This window comes from Streptomyces pimonensis (genome assembly GCF_041380215.1).
Classification (GTDB): Bacteria; Actinomycetota; Actinomycetes; order Streptomycetales; family Streptomycetaceae; genus Streptomyces; species Streptomyces pimonensis.
In genome coordinates this window covers 39,660-60,144 of the sequence record NZ_JAHWZY010000027.1, presented here as the reverse complement: position 1 = coordinate 60,144, position 20,485 = coordinate 39,660, and the positions used below count along the sequence as shown (strand labels likewise).

The window sequence follows — 20,485 nt, the reverse complement described above, 5'->3', positions numbered from 1 at the left end:
GCGCCGGACCGCAGATCGTATCGGCCTACCGTGCTCACGATCCCACGTACGGCCGTCGTCCGGAGGTGTCCCCCTTGCCCACGCCGCCGCGGTCCCCCCGGCCCCGTACCGCACCGCAGTGTCCGCCGCGACCGCCCGCGCCGCCGCGCGGGAAGCCGCGCTGGGTCGTGCGCACCGTCACCACGCTCTCGGTGGTGGTGCTCGCGGCCGCGGGGATCGGGCACGCGGTGATGAGCAGCCTCGACGAGGAGATCGCACGGGTCGACCCGTTCCGCGACATGAAGAACCGTCCCGAGGCCGGGCACGGCATGAACATCCTGCTCGTCGGCACCGACGGCCGGGAGAGTGTCGGCACCGAGGAACGGGAGAAGTACCGGCTCGGCGGAACGCCCTGCCACTGCACCGACACGATCATGATCGTGCACATCTCGGCGGACCGCGACCGTGCCTCCGTGGTCAGCCTGCCCCGCGACTCCTACGCCGTGGCGCCCCCGCACACCGACCGCGTGAGCGGCGAGCGGCACGAGGGACACCCGCTCAAGCTGAACACGGCGTACGCGGAGGGCGGGCCGCAGCTGACCGTGCGCACGGTCGAGAGGATGACCCGGGTGAAGATCGACCACTACCTGGAGATCGACTTCACCAGCTTCATGAAGACCGTGGACGTGGTCGGCGGCGTCGAGATCTGCACCGGCAGGCCGCTGAAGGACGGCCGGACCGGCCTCGACCTGCCCGCCGGCCGGCACACCCTGGAAGGCGGCCAGGCCCTGCAGTACGTCCGTTCCCGGCATGTCGACGGCACCTCCGACCTCAGCCGGATGAGGCGCCAGCAGCACTTCATGGCGGCCCTGGTGGAACGGGTCACCTCCTCCGGCGTCCTGCTGAACCCGATGAGGTTCCGGGACGTGACCCGGGCGGTGCTCGGCTCGGTCCGCGCCGACAAGGGCTTCGGCACCGACGAGCTCCTCGACCTCGGCCGGGCGATGCGGAACTTCTCGCCCTCCTCCTCCGAGTTCGCCACCGTGCCGATCGCCGACATGAAGTACGCCGTGAAGGGCGTCGGCTCGACGCTGAAGTGGGACGCCGGCAAGTCCGAGCGCGTCTTCGAGGCGCTGCGCCGGGACGAGCCGCTCTCCGCGCACATCGCGCACCGCACCCCCGACGCGGCGTTCCGGGTCCCGGTGGACCCCCGGCGGATCCGCGTCCAGGTCGAGAACGGCACCCGCACCGCGGGCCTCGGCCGGCGGGTGGACGCCGCGCTGGCGGCGACCGGCTTCGACACCACCCGCGCCCCGGTCAACGCGGCGGACCGGGACGTGCGGCGGACGGTCGTCGCCCACGACCCCCGCTGGGACCGCTCCGCGAAGTCCCTCGCGGCGGCCCTCCCCGGCAGCGAGCTGCGCGCGGTGGAGGGCCAGGGCGCCACGCTGAGGGTGATCGCGGGCGCCGACTTCGAGAAGGTCCGCGAGGTGCGGGCGCAGGACGCGGAGCGGGGCGAGTTCGGGGTGGTGCGGGGCGACGAGGCGGGCTGCTCCTGACCTCCGTCAGTCCTCGAACCCCTCGGCGGCCCGCTGCTCCCGCAGTTCCATGATCGCCCGGCGGCGGGCCAGGCGGTGGGCGCGGCGGATCTGGGCCTCCTGGTAGCGGCGTCTGTCCCGCTCGGTCTCCGGCGTCACCGGCGGCACCCGGCGCGGCTTGCCGTCGGCGTCGACGGCCGCGAAGACGAGGTACGCCGAGCCGACCTGGGTGGGCGGCGCGGACTCGTTCCAGCGCTCGGCCAGCACCCGCACCCCGACCTCCATCGAGGTCCGCCCGGTCCAGTTGACCTGGGCCTTCACATGGACCAGGTCGCCGACGCGGACCGGCTCCAGAAAGGCCATCTCGTCCATGGAGGCGGTGACGGCAGGCCCTCCGGAGTGCCGTCCGGCGACGGCGCCCGCGGCGTCGTCGACCAGCTTCATGATCACCCCGCCGTGCACCGTGCCCAGCAGGTTGGTGTCGCTGTGGGTCATGATGTGGCTGAGGGTCGTACGGGACGCCGAGGTGGGTTTGCCCGGGATTTCCGTAATCTCCGTGGCTGCGGCGGGGGCCTGATCTGTCATGGCCTCCACCCTATGCCGAGGTCGCACCTGTGGAATTTGTGTCGGCTTCGCAACAGCGGGACCCTGATTTTCCGACGACCCTTGTATGGCGCACCGCCAGGACCTGCACACTGTCTCCCATGACTGATTGGCCCGAGGCACGGCCCGACGACAACCGCGGCGGACGCTACGGACGCGGCAGCGCGAGCGCACAGCCCGAAGGCGCCCGCGTCATGCGGCAGGTCCGCCGCGGCCCGGCGGCCCCTCCCGGGCAGGGCGGGTACAGCGGCGTTCCGCAGCAGCCGTCGTACGTGGACGGCCACGGCAGCGGCGGCTACGACAGCGGCTACAACACCGGCCAGGTGTACGGCACTCCCGGCGGCGGCGGGCCGGGCGGGGACGGCTACGGCCCGCAGCGCCCAGCGCCTGACTGGCGCCGCCGCATCAAGTGGACGGCGATCACCGTGGCGACGGTGCTGGTCGTGACGACCGTCGGCACCTACTTCTGGGCCGACTCCAAGCTCAACCGCGAGGTCGACCTGTCGAAGGTGATCGAGCGCCCCGAGAAGGGCGAGGGCACCAACTACCTCATCGTCGGCTCCGACAGCCGCGAGGGGATGTCCGACGAGGACAAGAAGAAGCTGCACACCGGGTCCGCCGAGGGCAAGCGCACGGACTCGATGATGATCCTGCACACCGGCGACAACGGCCCCACCCTGATCTCGCTGCCCCGGGACTCCAACGTCGAGATCCCGTCCTTCGTGGGCTCCGAGTCGGGCAAGTCCTACTCCGGGACCGGCCGGCAGGTGAAGCTCAACGCCGCCTACGCCGAGGACGGGCCCGAACTGCTGGTCCGCACGGTCGAGTTCAACACCGGCCTGTACATCGACCACTACGTGGAGATCGGCTTCGCGGGCTTCGCCAGCATCGTGGACGCGGCCGGCGGCGTGGAGATGGACATCCCGCAGGACATCAAGGACACCAAGTCCGGCGCCGACCTGAAGAAGGGCAAGCAGACCCTGAACGGCGAGGAGGCCCTGGCCTTCGTCCGCACCCGCTACGCGCTGGCGGGCTCCGACCTGGACCGTACGAAGAACCAGCAGAAGTTCCTCTCCGCCCTCGCCAACCAGGTGGCCACGCCGAGCACGGTCCTCAACCCCTTCAGGCTCTACCCGACCATGGGCGCCGGCCTGGACTCCCTGATCGTCGACGAGGACATGGGCCTGTTCGACCTCGCCGACATGTTCTGGTCGATGAAGGGCGTCAGCGGCGGTGAGGGCACGTCCATGAACATGCCGATCGCGGGCTCCACCGGCGGCAACCTGCTCTGGGACAAGACGAAGGTGAAGCAGCTGGTGAACCAGCTGAACAACGACGAGAAGGTCACCGTCAAGGGCGACTGAACCGGGCGTGGGCGCCCCGCGGGGGCGCCCACGCCCGTGCCCGGTGGCGTCACATCGTGGCGCCCGCCATGGCGCGGCACACCTCGGAGCAGCGGCGACAGGACTCGGCGCAGCGCGTCATCCTCTCGTCGTCCGGCATGGACATGCACGCCTCGGCGCACATGTCGCAGGCCTGCGCGCACATCGTGCACATCTCGTTCGCCAGCGGCGAGCGGCGCATCATCATGTCCGCGCACATGCGGGTCATCTCCGAGCAGTCCATGAGCGTCCGCATGATCTGCATCTGGGCCTGGCCGCCCATCTGCAGACAGGAGCTCATGGTCTCCTCGCACACACCGTGGCAGGCCATGCACGCCTGGACGCAGTCCTGCATCTCCTTGCTCATCGGTTCCATGGTCGGCTGCTGCTGGGTCATGGTTCCTCCCGGGGGACGGCGAGGACCGCTTCCGGCCCCCGCCCCTCCGTCCTACGCCCTCGGCCCCATGAGCACCACAGGAGACGGAACGCCCGCCGGTCCGCCCCTGTCGGGCAGGACACACGGGACGCCCGCGTGGAACCCCCGGCAGCGGCAAAAAGAGGAGGGGCGGCCGGGACGGCGCCGGCCGCGCCACGGGGCGGGACGAGCGATCGAGGAGAGAGCACACGTGACACCACAGGAGGAGCGACAGCGGCTGCGCAGACGACTGGAGCGGCTCATCGGCATCGCCGCGACCGAGGGCAACGAACTCGTGCCGCTGCGCAACGGCGACCAGATCTTCCCCGCGATGCTGGAGGCGATCCGCGTCGCGGAACACACCGTCGACATGATGACGTTCGTGTACTGGCGCGGCGACATAGCGCGGGAGTTCGCCGACGCCCTGGCCGAGCGGGCGCGCTCGGGGGTCCGGGTGCGGCTGCTGCTGGACGGTTTCGGCGCCAAGGAGATCGAGCCGGAGCTGCTGGACGCCATGGACGACGCCGGCGTCCAGGTGGCCTGGTTCCGCAAACCCACCCGGCTTTCTCCGATGCGGCAGAACCACCGCTGCCACCGCAAGGTCCTGGTGACCGACGAACACACCGCCTTCACCGGGGGCGTCGGCATCGCCGAGGAGTGGTGCGGTGACGCCCGCAACCCGGGCGAGTGGCGCGACACCCACGTGCAGGTCAGGGGACCCGCAGTGGACGGCATGGCCGCGGCCTTCGCCCAGAACTGGGCCGAGTGCCACGACGACCTGTACGACGAGCACGACCGCTTCGCCTCCCAGGAGCAGCCGGGGAACGCCACGGTGCAGGTGGTGCGGGGTTCGGCCAGCTTCGGCTGGCAGGACATGCAGACACTGCTGCGCGTGGTGATCACCTCGGCGCGGGAGCGTTTCCGGCTCTCCACCGCCTACTTCGCGCCCGACCCCTACTTCATCGGCCTGCTGGCCGACGCCGCCCGCCGGGGGGTGCGCGTCGAGATCCTGCTGCCCGGCCCGCACACCGACCAGCGGGCCTGCCAGCTGGCCGGACGACAGCACTACCAGACCCTCGTCGACGCGGGCGTGGAGGTGCGGGAGTACCAGCCGACCATGCTGCACACCAAGGTCATCACCGTGGACGGCGTCTGCTCCCTCATCGGCTCCACCAACTTCAACCGCCGCTCCCTGGAGCACGACGAGGAGGTCATGCTGACCGTCCTCGACGAGGACTTCACCGCCGCGCTGGACGCCGACTTCGACGCCGACCGCAAGCTGAGCGAGCCCGTCGACCCGGCCCGCTGGCGGCGCCGCCCCTTGGCCGCACGCCTCGCCGAGACCGCGGTCACGCCGATCCGCCACTTCCTGTGACGGCGCGCGGCGGCCGGGAAGGACGAAGGGCGCCCGGCCCGCGGACGCCCTCCACCCGTCGGTCCCCGGTCCTCACGGGAGGTTGCGGGCCATCACGATCCGCTGAACCTGGTTCGTGCCCTCGTAGATCTGGGTGATCTTCGCGTCGCGCATCATGCGCTCGACCGGGTAGTCCCGCGTGTAGCCGTAGCCGCCGAGGAGCTGGACGGCGTCGGTGGTGACCTCCATGGCGACGTCGGAGGCGAAGCACTTCGCCGCGGCGCCCTGGAAGGTCAGGTCCCCTTCCCCGCCTCCGGCGGCGACGCGCTCGGACTTCGCCGCGGCGGCGTACGTCAGCTGGCGGGCGGCCTCTATCTTCATGGCCATGTCGGCGAGCATGAACTGGACGCCCTGGAAGTCGGCGATCGGCTTGCCGAACTGCTTGCGCTCCCTGACGTAGCCCTTGGCGTAGTCGAGGGCGCCCTGGGCGATGCCGAGGGCCTGGGCGGCGATGGTGATGCGGGTGTGGTCCAGGGTCTTCATCGCCGTGGCGAAGCCGGTGCCCTCCTCGCCGATCATGCGGTCGGCGGGGATGCGGACGTTGTCGAGGTAGACCTCGCGGGTCGGGGAGCCCTTGATGCCGAGCTTCCTCTCCGGGGCGCCGAAGGAGACGCCCTCGTCGGACTTCTCGACGACGAAGGCGGAGATGCCCTTCGAGCGCTTGGCCGGGTCCGTGACGGCCATCACCGTGTAGTACTCGGACTCGCCGGCGTTGGTGATCCAGCGCTTCACACCGTTGAGGACGTAGGTGTCGCCGTCGCGGACCGCCTTGGTCTTCATGCCGGCCGCGTCGGAGCCCGCGTCGGGCTCGGAGAGGCAGTACGAGAACATCGCGTCGCCCTTGGCGAGCGGGGTCATGTACCTCTTCCTCAGCGCCTCGGAGCCGGAGAGGATGACCGGCAGCGAGCCCAGTTTGTTCACGGCGGGGATGAGGGAGGAGGACGCGCAGACGCGGGCCACCTCCTCGATCACGATGACCGTCGCGAGGGCGTCCGCGCCGGCGCCGCCGTACTCCTCGGGGACGTGGACGGCGTGCAGGTCGTTCGCGACCAGCGCGTCGAGGGCCTCCCGGGGGAACCGGGCCTCCTCGTCCACCGCGGCGGCGTACGGCGCGATCTTCGCCTCGGCCAGCGAGCGGACGGCGTCGCGGAGCATGTCGTGCTCCTCGGACGGGCGGTACAGGTCGAAGTCAGCCGATCCGGCCAAGGTATCTCACGCTCCAAAACGCTGCGATGCTGATCACGCTAACTACCGTTAAGTAACTCAAATGTTAGGCCTTCACCGCCGTCCGTGGATAGGTGAGCTGGACGACAGGCCGACGATGGCGCTCCCGGGCCCCGGTTATGCTCGGGCCCGCACTGCAGGCCGCACACCCCTGGAGCACTCATGGCCCTCAAGATCACCGTGATCGGCACCGGTTATCTCGGTGCGACCCACGCGGCGGCCATGGCGGAACTGGGGTTCGAGGTGCTGGGTCTCGATGTCGTACCGGAGAAGATCGACAAGCTCCGGCGCGGTGAGGTCCCGATGTACGAGCCGGGGCTCGAGGAGCTGCTGCGCAAGCACGTCGCCGGGATCGACGGGTCCAGCGGGCGGCTGCGGTTCACGACGGACTGGGCCGAGGTGGGCGAGTTCGGCGACGTCCACTTCGTGTGCGTGAACACCCCGCAGCGGCACGGCGAGTACGCGTGCGACATGTCGTACGTCGACTCCGCGATCGCCTCGCTCGCGCCGCATCTGAGGGGTCCCGCACTGGTCGTGGGCAAGTCGACGGTGCCGGTCGGCTCGGCCGACCGGCTGGCCGCCTATCTGGCCGAGCACGCCCCGGCCGGGGAGGGCGCGGAGCTGGCGTGGAACCCGGAGTTCCTGCGGGAGGGGTTCGCCGTGCGCGACACGCTGCACCCGGACCGGCTCGTGGTGGGCGTGCGCAGCGAGCGGGCGGAGAAGGTGCTGCGGGAGGTGTACGCCACGCCGATCGAGGAGGGATCGCCGTTCGTGGTGACCGACTTCGCGACCGCGGAGCTGGTGAAGACCTCGGCGAACTCCTTCCTGGCCACGAAGATCTCGTTCATCAACGCGATGGCCGAGGTGTGCGAGGCCGCGGACGGTGACGTCGCCAAGCTGGCGGAGGCCATCGGCTACGACGACCGGATCGGCGCGAAGTTCCTGCGGGCCGGGATCGGTTTCGGCGGCGGCTGCCTGCCGAAGGACATCCGGGCGTTCATGGCGCGCGCCGGCGAGCTGGGCGCGGACCAGGCGCTGACGTTCCTGCGGGAGATCGACTCGATCAACATGCGCCAGCGCGGCCGGATGGTGGAACTGACCCGGCAGGCCCTGGGCGGCGGGTCGTTCCTGGGCAGGCGGGTGGCGGTGCTGGGCGCGACCTTCAAGCCGGACTCGGACGACGTCCGGGACTCGCCGGCGCTGAACGTGGCCGGGCAGATCCATCTGCAGGGCGGCCAGGTCACGGTGTACGACCCGAAGGGCATGGCCAACGCCCGCGCCCTCTTCCCGACCCTGGGGTACGCCGACTCGGCGCGGGAGGCGGTGCACGGCGCGGACGTCGTGCTGCACCTGACGGAGTGGCGGGAGTTCCGCGAGCTGGACCCGGCGGCGCTGGGCGAGGTGGCGGCGGAGCGGCTGATCCTCGACGGGCGCAACGCGCTCGACCCGGAGGCGTGGCGGCGGGCCGGCTGGCGCTATCGCGCGATGGGGCGCCCCACCGCCTGATCCCGGGGACCTAGGGCGGGCGACGCCGGTTCGGCCGAGGCTCAGTCGGCCGAACCGGCGTCCTGCCGCATTCTCCCCCACCGGGCGCGGGACCGTACCGACGTGCGGCTGCCGCCGCGGGGGTGCGGCCGGCCACGACGGCGCAGCGGACGACCGACGGCACACCTCCGACGGAGCGCTCACGCGCCCTTCGCCCGGTACCGGCGCATCTTCGCGCGGGCCCCGCACACCTGCATGGAGCACCAGCGGCCGCGTCCGGCAGGGCTGCGGTCGTAGTACGCCCAGAGGCAGTCGGCGGCCTCGCAGGCCTTCAGCCGGTTCCAGGTGCCCGCCGTGACCGCTTCGGCGACGGCGGCGGCCACGCGGGAGAGCAGGGGCCCGTCGTCGACGGGAGCGAGGGCGGCGGAGCCGTCCGTGGTGTCGACGGTGACCACCAGGGGCGCCCGGGCGAGCAGCTCGCCGAGCGGGGTGACCGCGCGGTGGGGCGGGTGGCCGGCGTGGGCGAGGAGCGTGGCGCGCAGGGACTCGCGCAGTTCACGGGCGGGGGCGGCGGTCTCCTCGGTGAGCCCGAAGGGCGCGCGGCCGGCCGCCGTGTCCAGCGCGTCGGCGCCCGACTCGACGTCCAGTGTGTTGACCAGGGCCTGGACCAGGGCCAGCTTCCCGGGCGGGGCCGCTCTCTCGCTCATGTCCGGACCGTACCTCTCGCCCTTCCCTTGCGACGTTACCCCCCATGCGGCAGCATGCAGTAACGGATACCAGTTGACCTTATCTTCCGGTAACAACGAGGAGGAAGACATGTCCGTTGCCAAGGTGGGCTCCGTCGTCCTGGACTGTTCGGATCCGCGCGCGCTGGCCGATTTCTACGCCGGGGTGGTGGGCGGCACGGTGGTGGACAAGGGCGAGTGGGTGGACCTCGAGGTGCCCGGCGGCCCGGTCATCGCCTTCCAGGCGTCCCCCGGGCACGTACCGCCGCGGTGGCCGTCGGCCGACGGCTCGCAGCAGTTCCACCTGGACCTGACGGTCGAGGACCTGGACGCGGCCGAGAAGGAGGTGCTGGCGCTGGGCGCGAGGCCGCTGGATACGGACGACCGCACGCGGACCTTCCGGGTTTACGCGGATCCGGCCGGGCACCCGTTCTGCCTGTGCTCCTGCTGACCCTGACCCCCTGACCCCCTGACCCCCTGACCCCCTGAGGATGATCCATGGCCCCCGTGGCCCGTTTCCGTTCCGTCGTTCTCGACTGCCCCGACCCGCGCGAACTGGCCGTCTTCTACGCGGCCGTCGGCGGCGGCACGCCCGTGGAGGAGGACCCGGACTGGGTGGTACTGCAGGTCCCCGCGGGACCCCGGCTCGCCTTCCAGCGGGCGCCGGGGCACACCCCGCCGAAGTGGCCGAGCGCCGACCACGACTCCCAGCAGTTCCACTTCGACTTCGACGCCGGCGGGACCTGGGAGGAGGTCGACGCGGTCGAGGAGAAGGTGCTGGCGCTGGGGGCCCGGGTGCTGGACCGGGAGGACTACGAGAGCAAGGGCTTCCGGGTGTACGCCGATCCGGCGGGGCACCCGTTCTGCCTCTGCCGGATCGAACAGCCCTGACCGCCCCGTGGTGGGGACCCGGCCGGCGGGTCACGCCGGGGACGCGGGGCCCGGCACGCGCTCCCGCGCTGCCTGAAGGGCGTGGGCGGCACCCCCGGTCTCGTCGCCGTCACCCACCGGCTCCCCCGCCCGACTTCGCCCGCGCGGGAGGGGGTCCCGTCGCGCCGGCTCCCTCCTCCGCCTTGCGGCCGCACGCACCGGCCCCCCGCTCACCTCGTCGGCAGGACGCGGCCGTTCCCCTCCGACACGGTCCGCCGACCAGGCCCTAACCGTCCAGGTCGGCGATGGTGGCCGTCGACGGAGGGCGGCGCTGCTGGGCCACGTGCGCGGTGAAGTGGGCCTCGCGCAGCACCCGCTGGACGTTGCCCCAGGTCAGCAGGGCCACCTCGGACTCGTCCCAGCCGCGCCGCAGCAGTTCGGCGATCAGTCTCGGGTAGCAGGAGGTGTCGGCGAGCTCCTGCGGGTGGGCGCTGCCGGTGTCGTAGGTGCCGGACAGGCCGACGCACTCCGGTCCGGCGACCGTGCGGACGTGGTCGAGGTGGTCCGCGACGTCTCGGACGGTCGGACCGGACTGCTCGGCGGTCAGTGGCACCATGCACAGGCCCTTGGCCCTCCCCGCCTCGGCGAGCAGCTCGTCGGGGAGGTTGGCCGGGTGGGAACGCAGGGCGCGGGCGGCGGAACGGCTGAACAGCACGGGCGCCCTGGAGACGGTCAGGACGCGGCGGATCGTCGGGGCCGAGGCGTACGAGAGGTCGACGATCATGCCGATCCGGTTCATCTCGCGGACGGCCTCCTCGCCGAACCGGGTCAGTCCCTCGGCGCCCGCCCAGGAGACGCCGGTCAGGGTGAGCACGCGCAGACCGAGGGTGTGCAGCGAACGCAGGACGCCGAGCGAGTCGCCGAGGGCGGCGGCACCGGCGGGGCCGAACAGGACGGCGACCCGGCCGCGGCTGCGGGCGTCGGCGACCTCTCCGGCGGTGTGGGCCGGACACAGGCCCTCGTCGTGGGCGGCGACCACCGCCTTCGCCAGGTCCAGCTGCTCCAGGGTGGCACCGACGGCCCGGTCGCCGTCGCCGGCCTCGGGCAGGTCCAGCGACCAGAACACCGCGCCGACCCGCCCCTTGCGCAGCCGGGGCACGTCCGCGTCGACGGCGCTCTCCCCCAGGTCGAGGTCGTACCAGGGCAGCCGGCGCAGCGCCCACGGCAGTCCGCTGTAGCCGTCGGCGACGGGGTGGGCGGCGAGGACGGCGCGGGCGCGGATCAGGGGCTCGGCATCCGGATCGGAGACGGGCTCGTACGTCTCCGGCTCGACGACGGCCGCCTCCTGGGGGCACGGCTCGTCGATACGGCCGACCTCGGCGGTATCGATACGGCCGACCTCGGCGGTGGGGTACAGGTCGTCCTGGAGATCGGCCATCACGGGCTCCGTACGTCGTGACCTCGGCAGTACGGTCACCGTCGCACGGAGCACCCACCGGCTTCCTGGTGAACGCGGCGTTCGGGGTACGGCCGTCCTCAGCCGTCGAGCGCCTCCGGTGTCGCGTGGGACGGTCCCCGCGTGGCCTGGAGCCCCCGGGCCACGTCCTCCGCGGCGCCCAGGACCCGCACCGCGTTCTTCCAGGTGAGCTTGGCCAGGTCCGCCCTGGACCAGCCGCGGTCCAGCAGCTCCGCGATCAGGTTCGGGTAGCAGGAGACGTCGCCGAGGCCGTCGGGGGTGAAGGCCGTGCCGTCGTAGTCGCCGCCGATGCCCAGGTGGTCGACGCCGGCGACCTCGCGCATGTGGTCGAGGTGGTCGGCCACGGTGGACACGGTGGCGACCGGGCGCGGGTGGGTCTCCTCGAAGGCCCGGTGGACCTTCATCCCCTCGGCGGTGGTGTCGAGGTGGTGGAAGCCGTGCGCGCGCATGTTCTCGTCGGCCGCGGCGGTCCAGTCGACGGCCGCCTGGAGCACAAACTTCGGCACGAACGTCACCATCGCGACACCGCCGTTGGCGGGCAGCCGCTCCAGGACGTCGTCGGGGATGTTGCGCGGGTGGTCGCAGACCGCGCGGGCGGAGGAGTGGGAGAAGATCACCGGCGCGGAGGTGGCGTCCAGCGCGTCCCGCATGGTCGTGGCGGCGACGTGGGAGAGGTCGACCAGCATGCCGAGCCGGTTCATCTCCCGCACCACCTCGCGGCCGAAGGCCGACAGGCCGCCCACGCCGGGCTCGTCGGTCGCCGAGTCCGCCCACGCCACGTTGAAGTTGTGGGTGAGGGTCAGGTAGCGGACGCCGAGGTCGTACAACCCGCGCAGCGTGCCGAGGGAGCCGGCGATGGAGTGGCCGCCCTCCGCCCCCATGAGGGAGGCGATACGGCCCTGGCCGCGCGCGGCCTCCATGTCGGCGGCGGTCAGCGCGGGCGCCAGCTCCCGCGGGTGACGGGCCAGCAACTGCCGTACGCAGTCGATCTGTTCCAGCGTGGCCGGCACCGGGTCGGGCTGGTCCGCGCGGACGTACACCGACCAGAACTGCGCACCGACCCCGCCCGCGCGCAGCCGGGGGATGTCGGTGTGCAGGTGGGCGGACTGGTCGTCGGCGATGTCGCGGGCGCCGAGGTCGTAGCGGACCTGTTCGCGCAGCGCCCACGGCAGGTCGTTGTGCCCGTCGACGACGGGGAACTCGGCCAGCAGCGCGCGGGCTTCGTCGAGGGACGTCATGGCACCCGCCCCGCTCACTTGCCGAAGCCGAAGCCGCCGCCGGAGCCCTCGGCCCTGGCGCGCAGCCGCCTGCCCTTCTCGGTGGCCTGGTCGTTCAGCTCCTGCTGGAACTCCCGCATGCGGCCGAGGAGTTCTCCGTCGTGGGCGGCGAGGACACGGGCCGCGAGCAGGCCCGCGTTGCGGGCGCCGGCCACCGAGACGGTGGCGACCGGGACACCGGCCGGCATCTGCACGATGGACAGCAGGGAGTCCATGCCGTCGAGGTACTTCAGCGGCACGGGCACGCCGATGACGGGCAGCGGGGTGACGGAGGCGAGCATGCCGGGCAGGTGGGCGGCGCCGCCCGCGCCCGCGATGATCACCTTCAGCCCCCGGTCCGCGGCCTGCTCGCCGTACGCGATCATCTCGCGGGGCATGCGGTGCGCGGAGACGACGTCGACCTCGTAGGCGATCCCGAACTCGTCGAGGGCCTTGGCGGCCGCCTCCATGACGGACCAGTCGGAGTCCGAACCCATGACGATGCCGACCGAGGGGGAGGGGCGCGCGTCAGCGCTCGTCGAGGGGTGGTGGCCGGGCGACGGGTGGGCGCTCATTCGGTGATCGTGCCTCTCAGGTAGCCGGCTGCGTGACGGGCGCGCTCCAGCACGTCGTCGAGGTCGTCGCCGTAGGTGTTGACGTGGCCCACCTTGCGGCCGGGCTTCACGTCCTTGCCGTACATGTGGATCTTCAGCTGGGGGTCGCGGGCCATGCAGTGCAGGTACGCGGAGTACATGTCCGGGTAGTCGCCGCCGAGGACGTTGACCATGACCGTCCACTTCGCGCGCGGGCGGGGGTCGCCGAGCGGGAGGTCGAGGACGGCGCGGACGTGGTTGGCGAACTGCGAGGTGATCGCGCCGTCCATGGACCAGTGTCCGGAGTTGTGCGGGCGCATCGCGAGCTCGTTGACGAGGATGCGGCCGTCGCGGGTCTGGAACAGCTCGACCGCGAGGTGGCCGACGACGCCGAGTTCCCCGGCGATGTTCAGCGCCATCTCCTCGGCCCTCAGCGCGAGGTCCTCGTCGAGGCCGGGGGCGGGCGCGATCACCGTGTCGCAGACGCCTCTCACCTGCTGCGACTCGACGACGGGATAGGCGACGGCCTGTCCGTGCGGGGAGCGGACCACGTTGGCGGCCAGCTCGCGCACGAAGTCGACCTTCTCCTCGGCGAGGACGGCGACACCCGCCTTGAACGGCTCGGCCGCCTCCTCGACGGAGTCGACGACCCACACGCCCTTGCCGTCGTAACCGCCGCGGACCGTCTTGAGGACGACGGGGAAGCCCTCCCCCTCGGCCGCGAACGCGGCCACGTCCTCGGGGTCGGCGACGATGCGGTGCCGCGGGCACGGCACGCCGATCGCGTCGAGCTTCGCGCGCATCACGCCCTTGTCCTGGGCGTGCATCAGCGCGTCGGGGCCCGGACGGACGGGGATGCCGTCCGCCTCCAGGGCCCTGAGGTGCTCGGTGGGCACGTGCTCGTGGTCGAAGGTGATCACGTCGCAGCCGCGCGCGAACGCGCGCAGCGTCTCCAGGTCGCGGTAGTCGCCGACGACGACATCGCCGACGACCTGCGCCGCGGAATCCTGCGGAGTGTCACTGAGGAGCTTGAACCTGATGCCGAGCGGGATGCCCGCCTCGTGTGTCATACGAGCGAGCTGGCCACCGCCGACCATGCCGACTACCGGGAACGTCACGCCCCCAGGGTATCGGCCGAGCCACCGTGGCCGGTTTACCGGCCTCCCCCCGGACGGTCCACGGCCGGGATCATCGCCCGCAGGAAGATCGCGGACACAGGTGGTTAGCATGGTCTGATTGACGCCGACCGATGGACGGGGGCCAGTACGACCATGGGACGCGGTTCCTCAGGGCCTCCGACCACGGCCCCGGCACCGTCTCCGCGCGGCGGCGTGCGGGAGCGGATCGACCGGTTCGTCCGTGAGGTGGCGAAGTTCGGCGCGGTCGGCGGAGCCGGCCTGCTGGTCAACCTCCTCGTGTTCAACCTGGTCCGGCAGGCGACGGACCTCCAGGTGGTGCGGGCGAGCGTCATAGCGACCGTCGTCGCGATCGTCTTCAACTACGTCGGCTTCCGCTACTTCGCCTACCGGGACCGCGACAGGTCCGGGCGCACCCGGGAGATGTCGCTGTTCCTGCTGTTCAGCGCGGTCGGCCTGGTGATCGAGAACGGCGTGCTGTACACGGCGACGTACGGCTTCGGCTGGGACACCCCGCTGCAGAGCAACATCTTCAAGTTCTTCGGCATCGCCGTGGCGACCCTGTTCCGCTTCTGGTCGTACCGCACCTGGGTGTTCCGCGCGCTGCCGGTCCGGGAGCCGGTGGCGCGGGGCGCGCGCCCCGCGGGCTCCCGCGCGACGCAGCGCGTGCCGTAGCCGTCAGCGCACCGTCCGGCGGTACTCGTCGTCCGGGGACCTCTGCGGCGGCGTGCGGGAGAGGAACAGGCCGAAGACGGCCGGGCTGGCCTGGAGCATCTCCAGCCGGCCGCCGTCCGCCTCGGCCAGGTCGCGGGCGACGGCGAGGCCGATGCCGGTGGAGTTGTGGCCGCTGATCGCCCGTTCGAAGATCCGCGAGCCCAGCTCGGCGGGGACGCCCGGGCCCTCGTCGGTGACCTCGACGACCACCTGGTTGCCGGTGACCCGGGTGCGCAGGGCGACCGTGCCGCCCCCGTGCATCAGCGAGTTCTCGATCAGCGCCGCCAGCACCTGGGCGACCGCGCCCGGCGTGCCCACCGCCCGCAGCTCCCGCTTGCCGGAGGTGACGATCGCGCGGCCCGCGCTGCGGTAGGCGGGACGCCACTCGGCGAGCTGCTGCTGGATCACCTCGTCGAGGTCGAAGGTGACCGCGGAGCCGGTGCGCGGGTCGCGGGAGTTGGTCAGCAGCCGCTCCACCACGTCCGTCAGCCGCTCCACCTGCGCCAGCGCGATCGTCGCCTCCTCCTTCACCGTCTCCGGGTCGTCGGTGAGGGTGATCTCCTCGAGGCGCATGGACAGGGCGGTCAGGGGCGTGCGCAGCTGGTGGGAGGCGTCGGCGGCCAGCCGCCGCTCCGCGGTCAGCATGCGGGCGATGCGCTCGGCGGAGCGGTCCAGCACGTCCGCGACCCGGTCCAGCTCGGGAACGCCGTAGCGGCGGTGGCGGGGGCGCGGGTCGCCGGACCCGAGGCGCTCGGCGGTCTCCGCGAGGTCGGTCAGCGGGGAGGCGAGCCGGTTGGCCTGGCGTACCGCCAGCAGCACCGCCGCGATCACCGCGAGCAGCGCCACCAGGCCGATGATCAGCAGCGTACGGCCGACCTCCCGGGTCACCGAGGAGCGCGGCTCCTGGACGGTGACCGTCTCGCCCGCCTCGCCGGGCGCCGAGCCGCTGATGACGTCGCCGGCCGGCCTGGTGCCGACCTCGATGGGCGGCTTGCCGGGGATCCGGATGACGGCGTACCGGTCCTCGGTGACCTGGTTGCTGAGGATCTCGGCGGTGACCTGGTCCTCGACGATCAGCCGGCTGTCGACGATGCTGGCCAGCCGCACCGCCTCGGACTCCACCCGCTCCCTGGCGCTCTCGCTGATGGTGCGGGTCTCGACGATCACCAGGGAGACGCCGAAGACGGCGATCACGACGAGCACCACGGCGAGCGTGGACTGGATCAGACGGCGGCGCATGTCCTCTTACCCACTTGCTGGACCCCGACGGGGTTCAGCTCTTCTCGAACCGGAAGCCCACACCGCGCACGGTCGCGATGTAGCGGGGGTTGGCCGCGTCGTCGCCCAGCTTCTTGCGCAGCCAGGAGATGTGCATGTCGAGGGTCTTGGTGGAGGACCACCAGGTGGTGTCCCAGACCTCGCGCATCAGCTGGTCACGGGTGACGACCCGGCCCGCGTCCCGCACCAGGACCCGCAGCAGGTCGAACTCCTTCGCGGTGAGCTGGAGCTCCTCGTCGCCCATCCACGCCCGGTGCGACTCGACGTCGATGCGCACCCCGTGGGTGGCGGGCGGCTGCTGGGGCTCGGCGGAACCGCGCCGCAGCAGGGCCCGGACCCGGGCCAGCAGCTCGGCGAGCCGGAACGGCTTGGTGACGTAGTCGTCGGCGCCCGCGTCCAGACCGACGACCGTGTCCACCTCGTCGGCGCGCGCGGTCAGGATCAGCAGGGGGACCGTGTGCCCCCCGGAGCGGAGCCGGCGGGCGACCTCCAGACCGTCCATGCCGGGCAGTCCGAGGTCCAGCACCACCAGGTCCACGCCGCCCCGCATGCCGGCTTCGAGCGCTGCGGGTCCGTCCTCACGCACCTCGACTTCGTATCCCTCCCGGCGCAGGGCGCGGGCCAGCGGCTCCGAGATGGACGCGTCGTCCTCGGCGAGCAGTACACGGGTCATGCAGTGATGGTAGTCCCGCCGCCGCGGGGCCCGGGGGGTGATCGCGGTGTCGGCTGCTCCCTCCGGCACACCCGTTCCTCGCCTGCGGTGCTCCCGGTTCGCTCCTGCGGCTGTGGGGTGCGAACCTGGGAGAGACCTTCGAATGGGGGCTCGCGGTTGCAGTGAAACCTGTGATCCGTGTCTCAAGTCCTTCCATATCCGGCGCTGTCCTGCCGTATGGTGAATCAACGCCTGTTGCACCACGGGGGCCTTTGGCGCAGTCGTCGCCGAGGGTCTCTTTTGTGTGCGGGCCGGCTTCTCCGCCGGCCCCGGAAGGAATGACCTGTGGCCGGGCCTCACCGCGCACTGACGCGCGTAGAGGCGTGGATCCCGGTGGTCGCCGTCCGCCGTTCCGCAACCCGGAACGGCCTCCCCGGGGCGTGGGGTGGACGGTACGGCCCCGCCGGTGCCGGCCGCCCCCCCACCGGGCGCGTACACGCTCGCGCGACGCGTCCCGACCAGCAAGGATCGACCATGGCGTCCAGCCTGACGAAGGACTCGGCCACTCCGGGCACCCCCGGCTCCGAGAAGACCTTCTTCGGCCACCCCCGCGGACTGGCCACTCTCTTCATGACCGAGATGTGGGAGCGTTTCTCCTACTACGGCATGAGGGCTCTGCTCCCGCTGTACCTCGTCGCCCCGGGCGGCCTGGCCCTGAGCGCCGGCGCCGCGACGGCGATCTACTCGGTGTACGTGTCGCTGGTGTACCTGCTCGCCATGCCCGGCGGCTGGTTCGGCGACCGTGTCTGGGGTCCCCGCAGGACCGTCGCCGTCGCCGGCGCCGTCATCATGCTGGGCCACCTGACGCTGGCCCTGCCGTCCTCCGGCACCTTCTACGCGGGTCTCGGTCTGGTCGCCATCGGCTCCGGTCTGCTCAAGGCCAACATCTCCACCATGGTCGGTCACCTCTACAAGGGACCGGACGACCCGCGCCGGGACGGCGGCTTCACCGTCTTCTACATGGGCATCAACCTGGGTGCCTTCGCCGCGCCGTTGATCATCGGCACCATCGGCGAGAGCGTCGACTGGCACCTGGGCTTCGCGCTCGCCGCGCTGGGCATGGGCCTGGGCCTGGTCCAGTTCCTGCTGGGCAGCCGTCACCTGGACGCGCACTCCAGCGTCGTCCCGAAGCCCCTGTCGGCCGCGGAGAAGTCCTCCACCCTGCGCAAGGCCGCCCTCTGGGCGGGCATCGCCGTCGTCGCCTACGCCGCCCTCGGCCTCTCCGGCCACTACACGCTGAACTGGGTCCTGGTCCCGCTGACGCTGCTCGGTGTGATCATCCCGGTGATGGTGCTGGTCCGCATCAAGCGCGACAAGGAGCTCGACCGCGCCGAGCAGTCGAAGATGTCCGCGTACATCTGGTTCTTCGTCGCCGCGGCCGTGTTCTGGATGATCTACGACCAGGGCGGCTCGACGCTGTCGATCTTCGCCAACGCGTCGGCCGACAACACCGTCCTCGGCTGGGAGTTCCCGGTCTCCTGGTACCAGTCGGTCAACCCGGTCCTGATCATGGCGCTGGCCCCGGTCTTCGCCTGGTTCTGGCTGGCGCTGAACCGGCGCGGCAAGGAGCCGAGCACGATCGTGAAGTTCTCCTCCGGCCTGGTGCTGGTCGGCGCCTCCTTCTTCCTCTTCCTGGCCCCGCTGTCGATCGCCGAGGGCGGCCACAAGGCGGCGGCGCTGTGGCTGGTGGCGATCTACTTCACGCAGACCGTCGGTGAGCTGCTGCTCTCCCCGGTCGGCCTGTCGGTCACCACGAAGATGGCGCCCGCGAAGTACGCCTCGCAGATGATGGGCGTCTGGTTCCTGGCCGTCACCGCCGGTGACGCCACGACCGGTCTGCTCTCCATCGCCGGTGTCGACCTGAACAGGCCGGGCATCGTCGCGATGGAGGCGAGCCTCGCGGTGGTCGCCGGTATCGCGGTGTGGATGTACCGCAACAAGGTCAAGGCCCTCATGGGCGACGTGCGCTGAACGGCGCCCCGAAGGGGAGCCGAACGGACGGAGGGCCCCGCCTCCGGCTCGGGTTCCAGTGGTTGTCGCGGCACCCGGGCCCGAGGGGCGGCATGGACTTCGGGATCCGTGAGGACCGGCAGCCACGGGGACGTGGGAAGCCCGTGCGTGAGCGGAAGGCGCACTTCCACTCACGCGGCAGGGCGTGAGCCACACGGAAGCGTGCCGGATCGCCGGGATCGACCGGCGGGCCGGGAGACGCCGGCGCCACGGACGTACCGCGTCCGGCAGGAACGAGGCGGCTCCACCGAATCAACGCGGTGGAGCCGCCTTTCCGTGCCGTCGCGATACCTGTCCGAGGCCGGCCCGGGGCCCCGCGCCAGACCTCGCCGCACTCCCCCGGAGGGCTGCGTTCCAGCGTCTTCGGTGTGTGGGAGCAGGGGGCCGGGGCAGCGCCCTCCGGGGACGGGACCGGGAAGGGGGGCGGGGCGCAACCCTCCGGGCCCGGAGCGACGCAGGGCTCCGGGCGCTGCGGGCCGGAACTACGCGGGCGCCCCGAGTTCCGCCCAGACCGTCTTGCCCGCGACGTCCGCGGCCCGGACGACTCCCCAGTCCAGGCAGAGCCGCTGCACGATGAACATGCCGTGGCCGCCCGGGCGGCCCGCCCGGTGCGGGGTGCGCGGGGCCGGCTGGCCCGTGCCCCGGTCAGTGACCTCGATCCGGATCACCTTCTTGTCGCAGGTGACGGCCAGATGGTCCGGCCCCTCCGCGTGCAGGCAGGCGTTGGTGACCAGTTCGGAGACGACGAGCAGGACGTCCTCGGCGGCGGCCCGCTGATCGGCGCCGGCGGCGGGCAGCCAGCCCCACGCGTACAGCGCCTGGCGGGTGAAGTCACGGGCGAGCGGTACGACGCCGCTCTGGTCGTCGAAACTCAGCCGGTAGACCTGGCCGCCGCCCGACGGACCGGACGACCCCGCCGGTGCGGTGGGCACGGCGACGCCCCCGTCGGGTGCGCTCTCCGTCGGCGCGCCGCCCCCGGGCGTCCCGGAAGCGCCGCTGGGCTCCGGACCGCGGTCGCCCGGCGAGTAGGGCCGGGTGGTGCTCATCAGCGCTTCACCTCACCGTGTCACCAGTTCACGATTCAAAAGTTGCCGTACTAGATCGGTCACGCACGGACGACTCGTCCGGTTCCCGGCGCCCTCGCGACCACCGTGTCCGACGCGTTCAGGGTGTCTCCTGCCCGGGCGGACCGAGGGGACACCCCCGCATCCGCGCGAAAAGGCGCGACGAAGACCGCCCCCCGGCAGCGAGGGCGGCGCGAAAGCCCGGTCCGACCTGCCCGCGCGCGTCACGCGGAATCGTCGGCCAGCGCCGCCTCGAGAGTGTCGTGGACGGCGAACACCGCGTCCGCTCCCGTGATTTCGAAGACGCGCGCGACGACGGGCTGCATCCCCACGAGATGGACACCGCCGCCGGCCGCCTCGGCCTTCAGCCGGGCACCGAGCAGCACGTTCAGCCCGGTGGAGTCACAGAACTCCAACCGGGAGCAGTCGATGACGAGCCGCTTCATTCCCTTGGCGAGGCAGTCCTCCAGTGGCTCCCGCAACAGATCGGCGGTGTGGTGATCCAACTCACCCGCCGGAGTCACGACGGCACTGGGGCCCTCTTCTCGCACCTCGACCAGAAGCCGGCCAGACTGTGCGCTGCCGACCGTCCCGCGGTCCATGCCGTCTC

General features: G+C 71.9%; 20 protein-coding genes. 8 read left to right on the top strand and 12 right to left on the bottom strand.

What is annotated here, in order from left to right:
- The first annotated feature begins 74 nt into the window (after window positions 1-74).
- Window positions 75-1,538, top strand: a complete 1,464-nt coding sequence (locus tag KYY02_RS23980; protein ID WP_442538163.1) for an LCP family protein — start codon at window positions 75-77, stop codon at window positions 1,536-1,538.
- 6 nt (window positions 1,539-1,544) lie between these two features.
- Here KYY02_RS23980 and KYY02_RS23975 read toward each other — a convergent pair whose 3' ends face one another.
- Window positions 1,545-2,102, bottom strand: coding sequence for an acyl-CoA thioesterase (locus KYY02_RS23975; RefSeq protein WP_371241177.1), 558 nt, complete (start codon window positions 2,100-2,102; stop codon window positions 1,545-1,547).
- A 119-nt stretch (window positions 2,103-2,221) separates the two neighbouring features.
- On the opposite strand from KYY02_RS23975, the gene KYY02_RS23970 reads away from it, so the two are divergent.
- Entirely contained in the window at window positions 2,222-3,484 is a 1,263-nt protein-coding gene (locus KYY02_RS23970; RefSeq protein WP_371241175.1) for an LCP family protein, read from the top strand.
- Between the two features lie 49 nt (window positions 3,485-3,533).
- Here the strand turns inward: KYY02_RS23970 and KYY02_RS23965 are convergent, their stop codons facing one another.
- On the bottom strand, window positions 3,534-3,899 hold the full coding sequence (locus KYY02_RS23965; RefSeq protein WP_371241173.1) for a four-helix bundle copper-binding protein: 366 nt from the start codon (window positions 3,897-3,899) through the stop codon (window positions 3,534-3,536).
- A gap of 229 nt (window positions 3,900-4,128) precedes the next feature.
- Between KYY02_RS23965 and KYY02_RS23960 the strand changes: the two genes are divergently transcribed.
- Window positions 4,129-5,292 (top strand): phospholipase D-like domain-containing protein, encoded by a 1,164-nt coding sequence (locus KYY02_RS23960; RefSeq protein ID WP_371241171.1) that lies wholly within the window; start codon window positions 4,129-4,131, stop codon window positions 5,290-5,292.
- A 72-nt stretch (window positions 5,293-5,364) separates the two neighbouring features.
- Here KYY02_RS23960 and KYY02_RS23955 read toward each other — a convergent pair whose 3' ends face one another.
- Window positions 5,365-6,537: an acyl-CoA dehydrogenase family protein gene (locus KYY02_RS23955; RefSeq protein ID WP_371241169.1), complete on the bottom strand. Its 1,173-nt coding sequence runs from the start codon at window positions 6,535-6,537 to the stop codon at window positions 5,365-5,367.
- Between the two features lie 180 nt (window positions 6,538-6,717).
- On the opposite strand from KYY02_RS23955, the gene KYY02_RS23950 reads away from it, so the two are divergent.
- Complete coding sequence (locus tag KYY02_RS23950; RefSeq protein WP_371241167.1) at window positions 6,718-8,061, top strand: UDP-glucose dehydrogenase family protein; 1,344 nt, start codon at window positions 6,718-6,720, stop codon at window positions 8,059-8,061.
- Window positions 8,062-8,240: 179 nt separating this feature from the next.
- On the opposite strand, the gene KYY02_RS23945 is transcribed toward KYY02_RS23950, so the two are convergent.
- Window positions 8,241-8,747: a CGNR zinc finger domain-containing protein gene (locus KYY02_RS23945; RefSeq protein ID WP_371241165.1), complete on the bottom strand. Its 507-nt coding sequence runs from the start codon at window positions 8,745-8,747 to the stop codon at window positions 8,241-8,243.
- 109 nt (window positions 8,748-8,856) lie between these two features.
- On the opposite strand from KYY02_RS23945, the gene KYY02_RS23940 reads away from it, so the two are divergent.
- Both KYY02_RS23940 and KYY02_RS23935 read left to right on the top strand, forming a co-directional pair.
- Window positions 8,857-9,216, top strand: a complete 360-nt coding sequence (locus tag KYY02_RS23940) for a VOC family protein (protein ID WP_371241163.1) — start codon at window positions 8,857-8,859, stop codon at window positions 9,214-9,216.
- Window positions 9,217-9,263: 47 nt separating this feature from the next.
- Window positions 9,264-9,656 (top strand): VOC family protein, encoded by a 393-nt coding sequence (locus tag KYY02_RS23935; RefSeq protein WP_371241161.1) that lies wholly within the window; start codon window positions 9,264-9,266, stop codon window positions 9,654-9,656.
- Window positions 9,657-9,921: 265 nt separating this feature from the next.
- On the opposite strand, the gene KYY02_RS23930 is transcribed toward KYY02_RS23935, so the two are convergent.
- The 4 genes from KYY02_RS23930 to KYY02_RS23915 all read right to left on the bottom strand — a co-directional run bounded on the left by KYY02_RS23930 (window position 9,922) and on the right by KYY02_RS23915 (window position 14,079).
- Window positions 9,922-11,073 (bottom strand): dipeptidase, encoded by a 1,152-nt coding sequence (locus tag KYY02_RS23930; RefSeq protein WP_371241159.1) that lies wholly within the window; start codon window positions 11,071-11,073, stop codon window positions 9,922-9,924.
- 98 nt (window positions 11,074-11,171) lie between these two features.
- A complete protein-coding gene (locus KYY02_RS23925) occupies window positions 11,172-12,350 on the bottom strand; it encodes a dipeptidase (RefSeq protein ID WP_371241158.1) in 1,179 nt (392 codons plus the stop codon).
- Between the two features lie 14 nt (window positions 12,351-12,364).
- Entirely contained in the window at window positions 12,365-12,943 is a 579-nt protein-coding gene (gene purE, locus KYY02_RS23920) for a 5-(carboxyamino)imidazole ribonucleotide mutase (RefSeq protein WP_371241157.1), read from the bottom strand.
- Window positions 12,940-14,079, bottom strand: coding sequence for a 5-(carboxyamino)imidazole ribonucleotide synthase (locus tag KYY02_RS23915; protein WP_371241156.1), 1,140 nt, complete (start codon window positions 14,077-14,079; stop codon window positions 12,940-12,942). Before KYY02_RS23915 ends, purE begins: the two co-directional genes overlap by 4 nt.
- Before the next feature lie 153 nt (window positions 14,080-14,232).
- On the opposite strand from KYY02_RS23915, the gene KYY02_RS23910 reads away from it, so the two are divergent.
- Window positions 14,233-14,772, top strand: a complete 540-nt coding sequence (locus tag KYY02_RS23910) for a GtrA family protein (protein ID WP_371241154.1) — start codon at window positions 14,233-14,235, stop codon at window positions 14,770-14,772.
- A gap of 3 nt (window positions 14,773-14,775) precedes the next feature.
- Here KYY02_RS23910 and KYY02_RS23905 read toward each other — a convergent pair whose 3' ends face one another.
- Together KYY02_RS23905 and KYY02_RS23900 are read right to left on the bottom strand one after the other, a co-directional pair.
- On the bottom strand, window positions 14,776-16,050 hold the full coding sequence (locus KYY02_RS23905) for a sensor histidine kinase (RefSeq protein ID WP_371241152.1): 1,275 nt from the start codon (window positions 16,048-16,050) through the stop codon (window positions 14,776-14,778).
- Window positions 16,051-16,084: 34 nt separating this feature from the next.
- Window positions 16,085-16,762 (bottom strand): response regulator transcription factor, encoded by a 678-nt coding sequence (locus tag KYY02_RS23900; protein ID WP_371241150.1) that lies wholly within the window; start codon window positions 16,760-16,762, stop codon window positions 16,085-16,087.
- A gap of 513 nt (window positions 16,763-17,275) precedes the next feature.
- Between KYY02_RS23900 and KYY02_RS23895 the strand changes: the two genes are divergently transcribed.
- Window positions 17,276-18,772 carry an oligopeptide:H+ symporter gene (locus tag KYY02_RS23895; RefSeq protein WP_371241148.1) on the top strand — a complete coding sequence of 499 codons (1,497 nt, stop codon included), beginning with the start codon at window positions 17,276-17,278 and terminating at the stop codon, window positions 18,770-18,772.
- 521 nt (window positions 18,773-19,293) lie between these two features.
- On the opposite strand, the gene KYY02_RS23890 is transcribed toward KYY02_RS23895, so the two are convergent.
- Together KYY02_RS23890 and KYY02_RS23885 are read right to left on the bottom strand one after the other, a co-directional pair.
- Window positions 19,294-19,857 carry an ATP-binding protein gene (locus KYY02_RS23890; RefSeq protein WP_371241146.1) on the bottom strand — a complete coding sequence of 188 codons (564 nt, stop codon included), beginning with the start codon at window positions 19,855-19,857 and terminating at the stop codon, window positions 19,294-19,296.
- Window positions 19,858-20,099: 242 nt separating this feature from the next.
- Window positions 20,100-20,477 carry an STAS domain-containing protein gene (locus KYY02_RS23885; protein WP_371241144.1) on the bottom strand — a complete coding sequence of 126 codons (378 nt, stop codon included), beginning with the start codon at window positions 20,475-20,477 and terminating at the stop codon, window positions 20,100-20,102.
- Window positions 20,478-20,485: the final 8 nt, after the last annotated feature.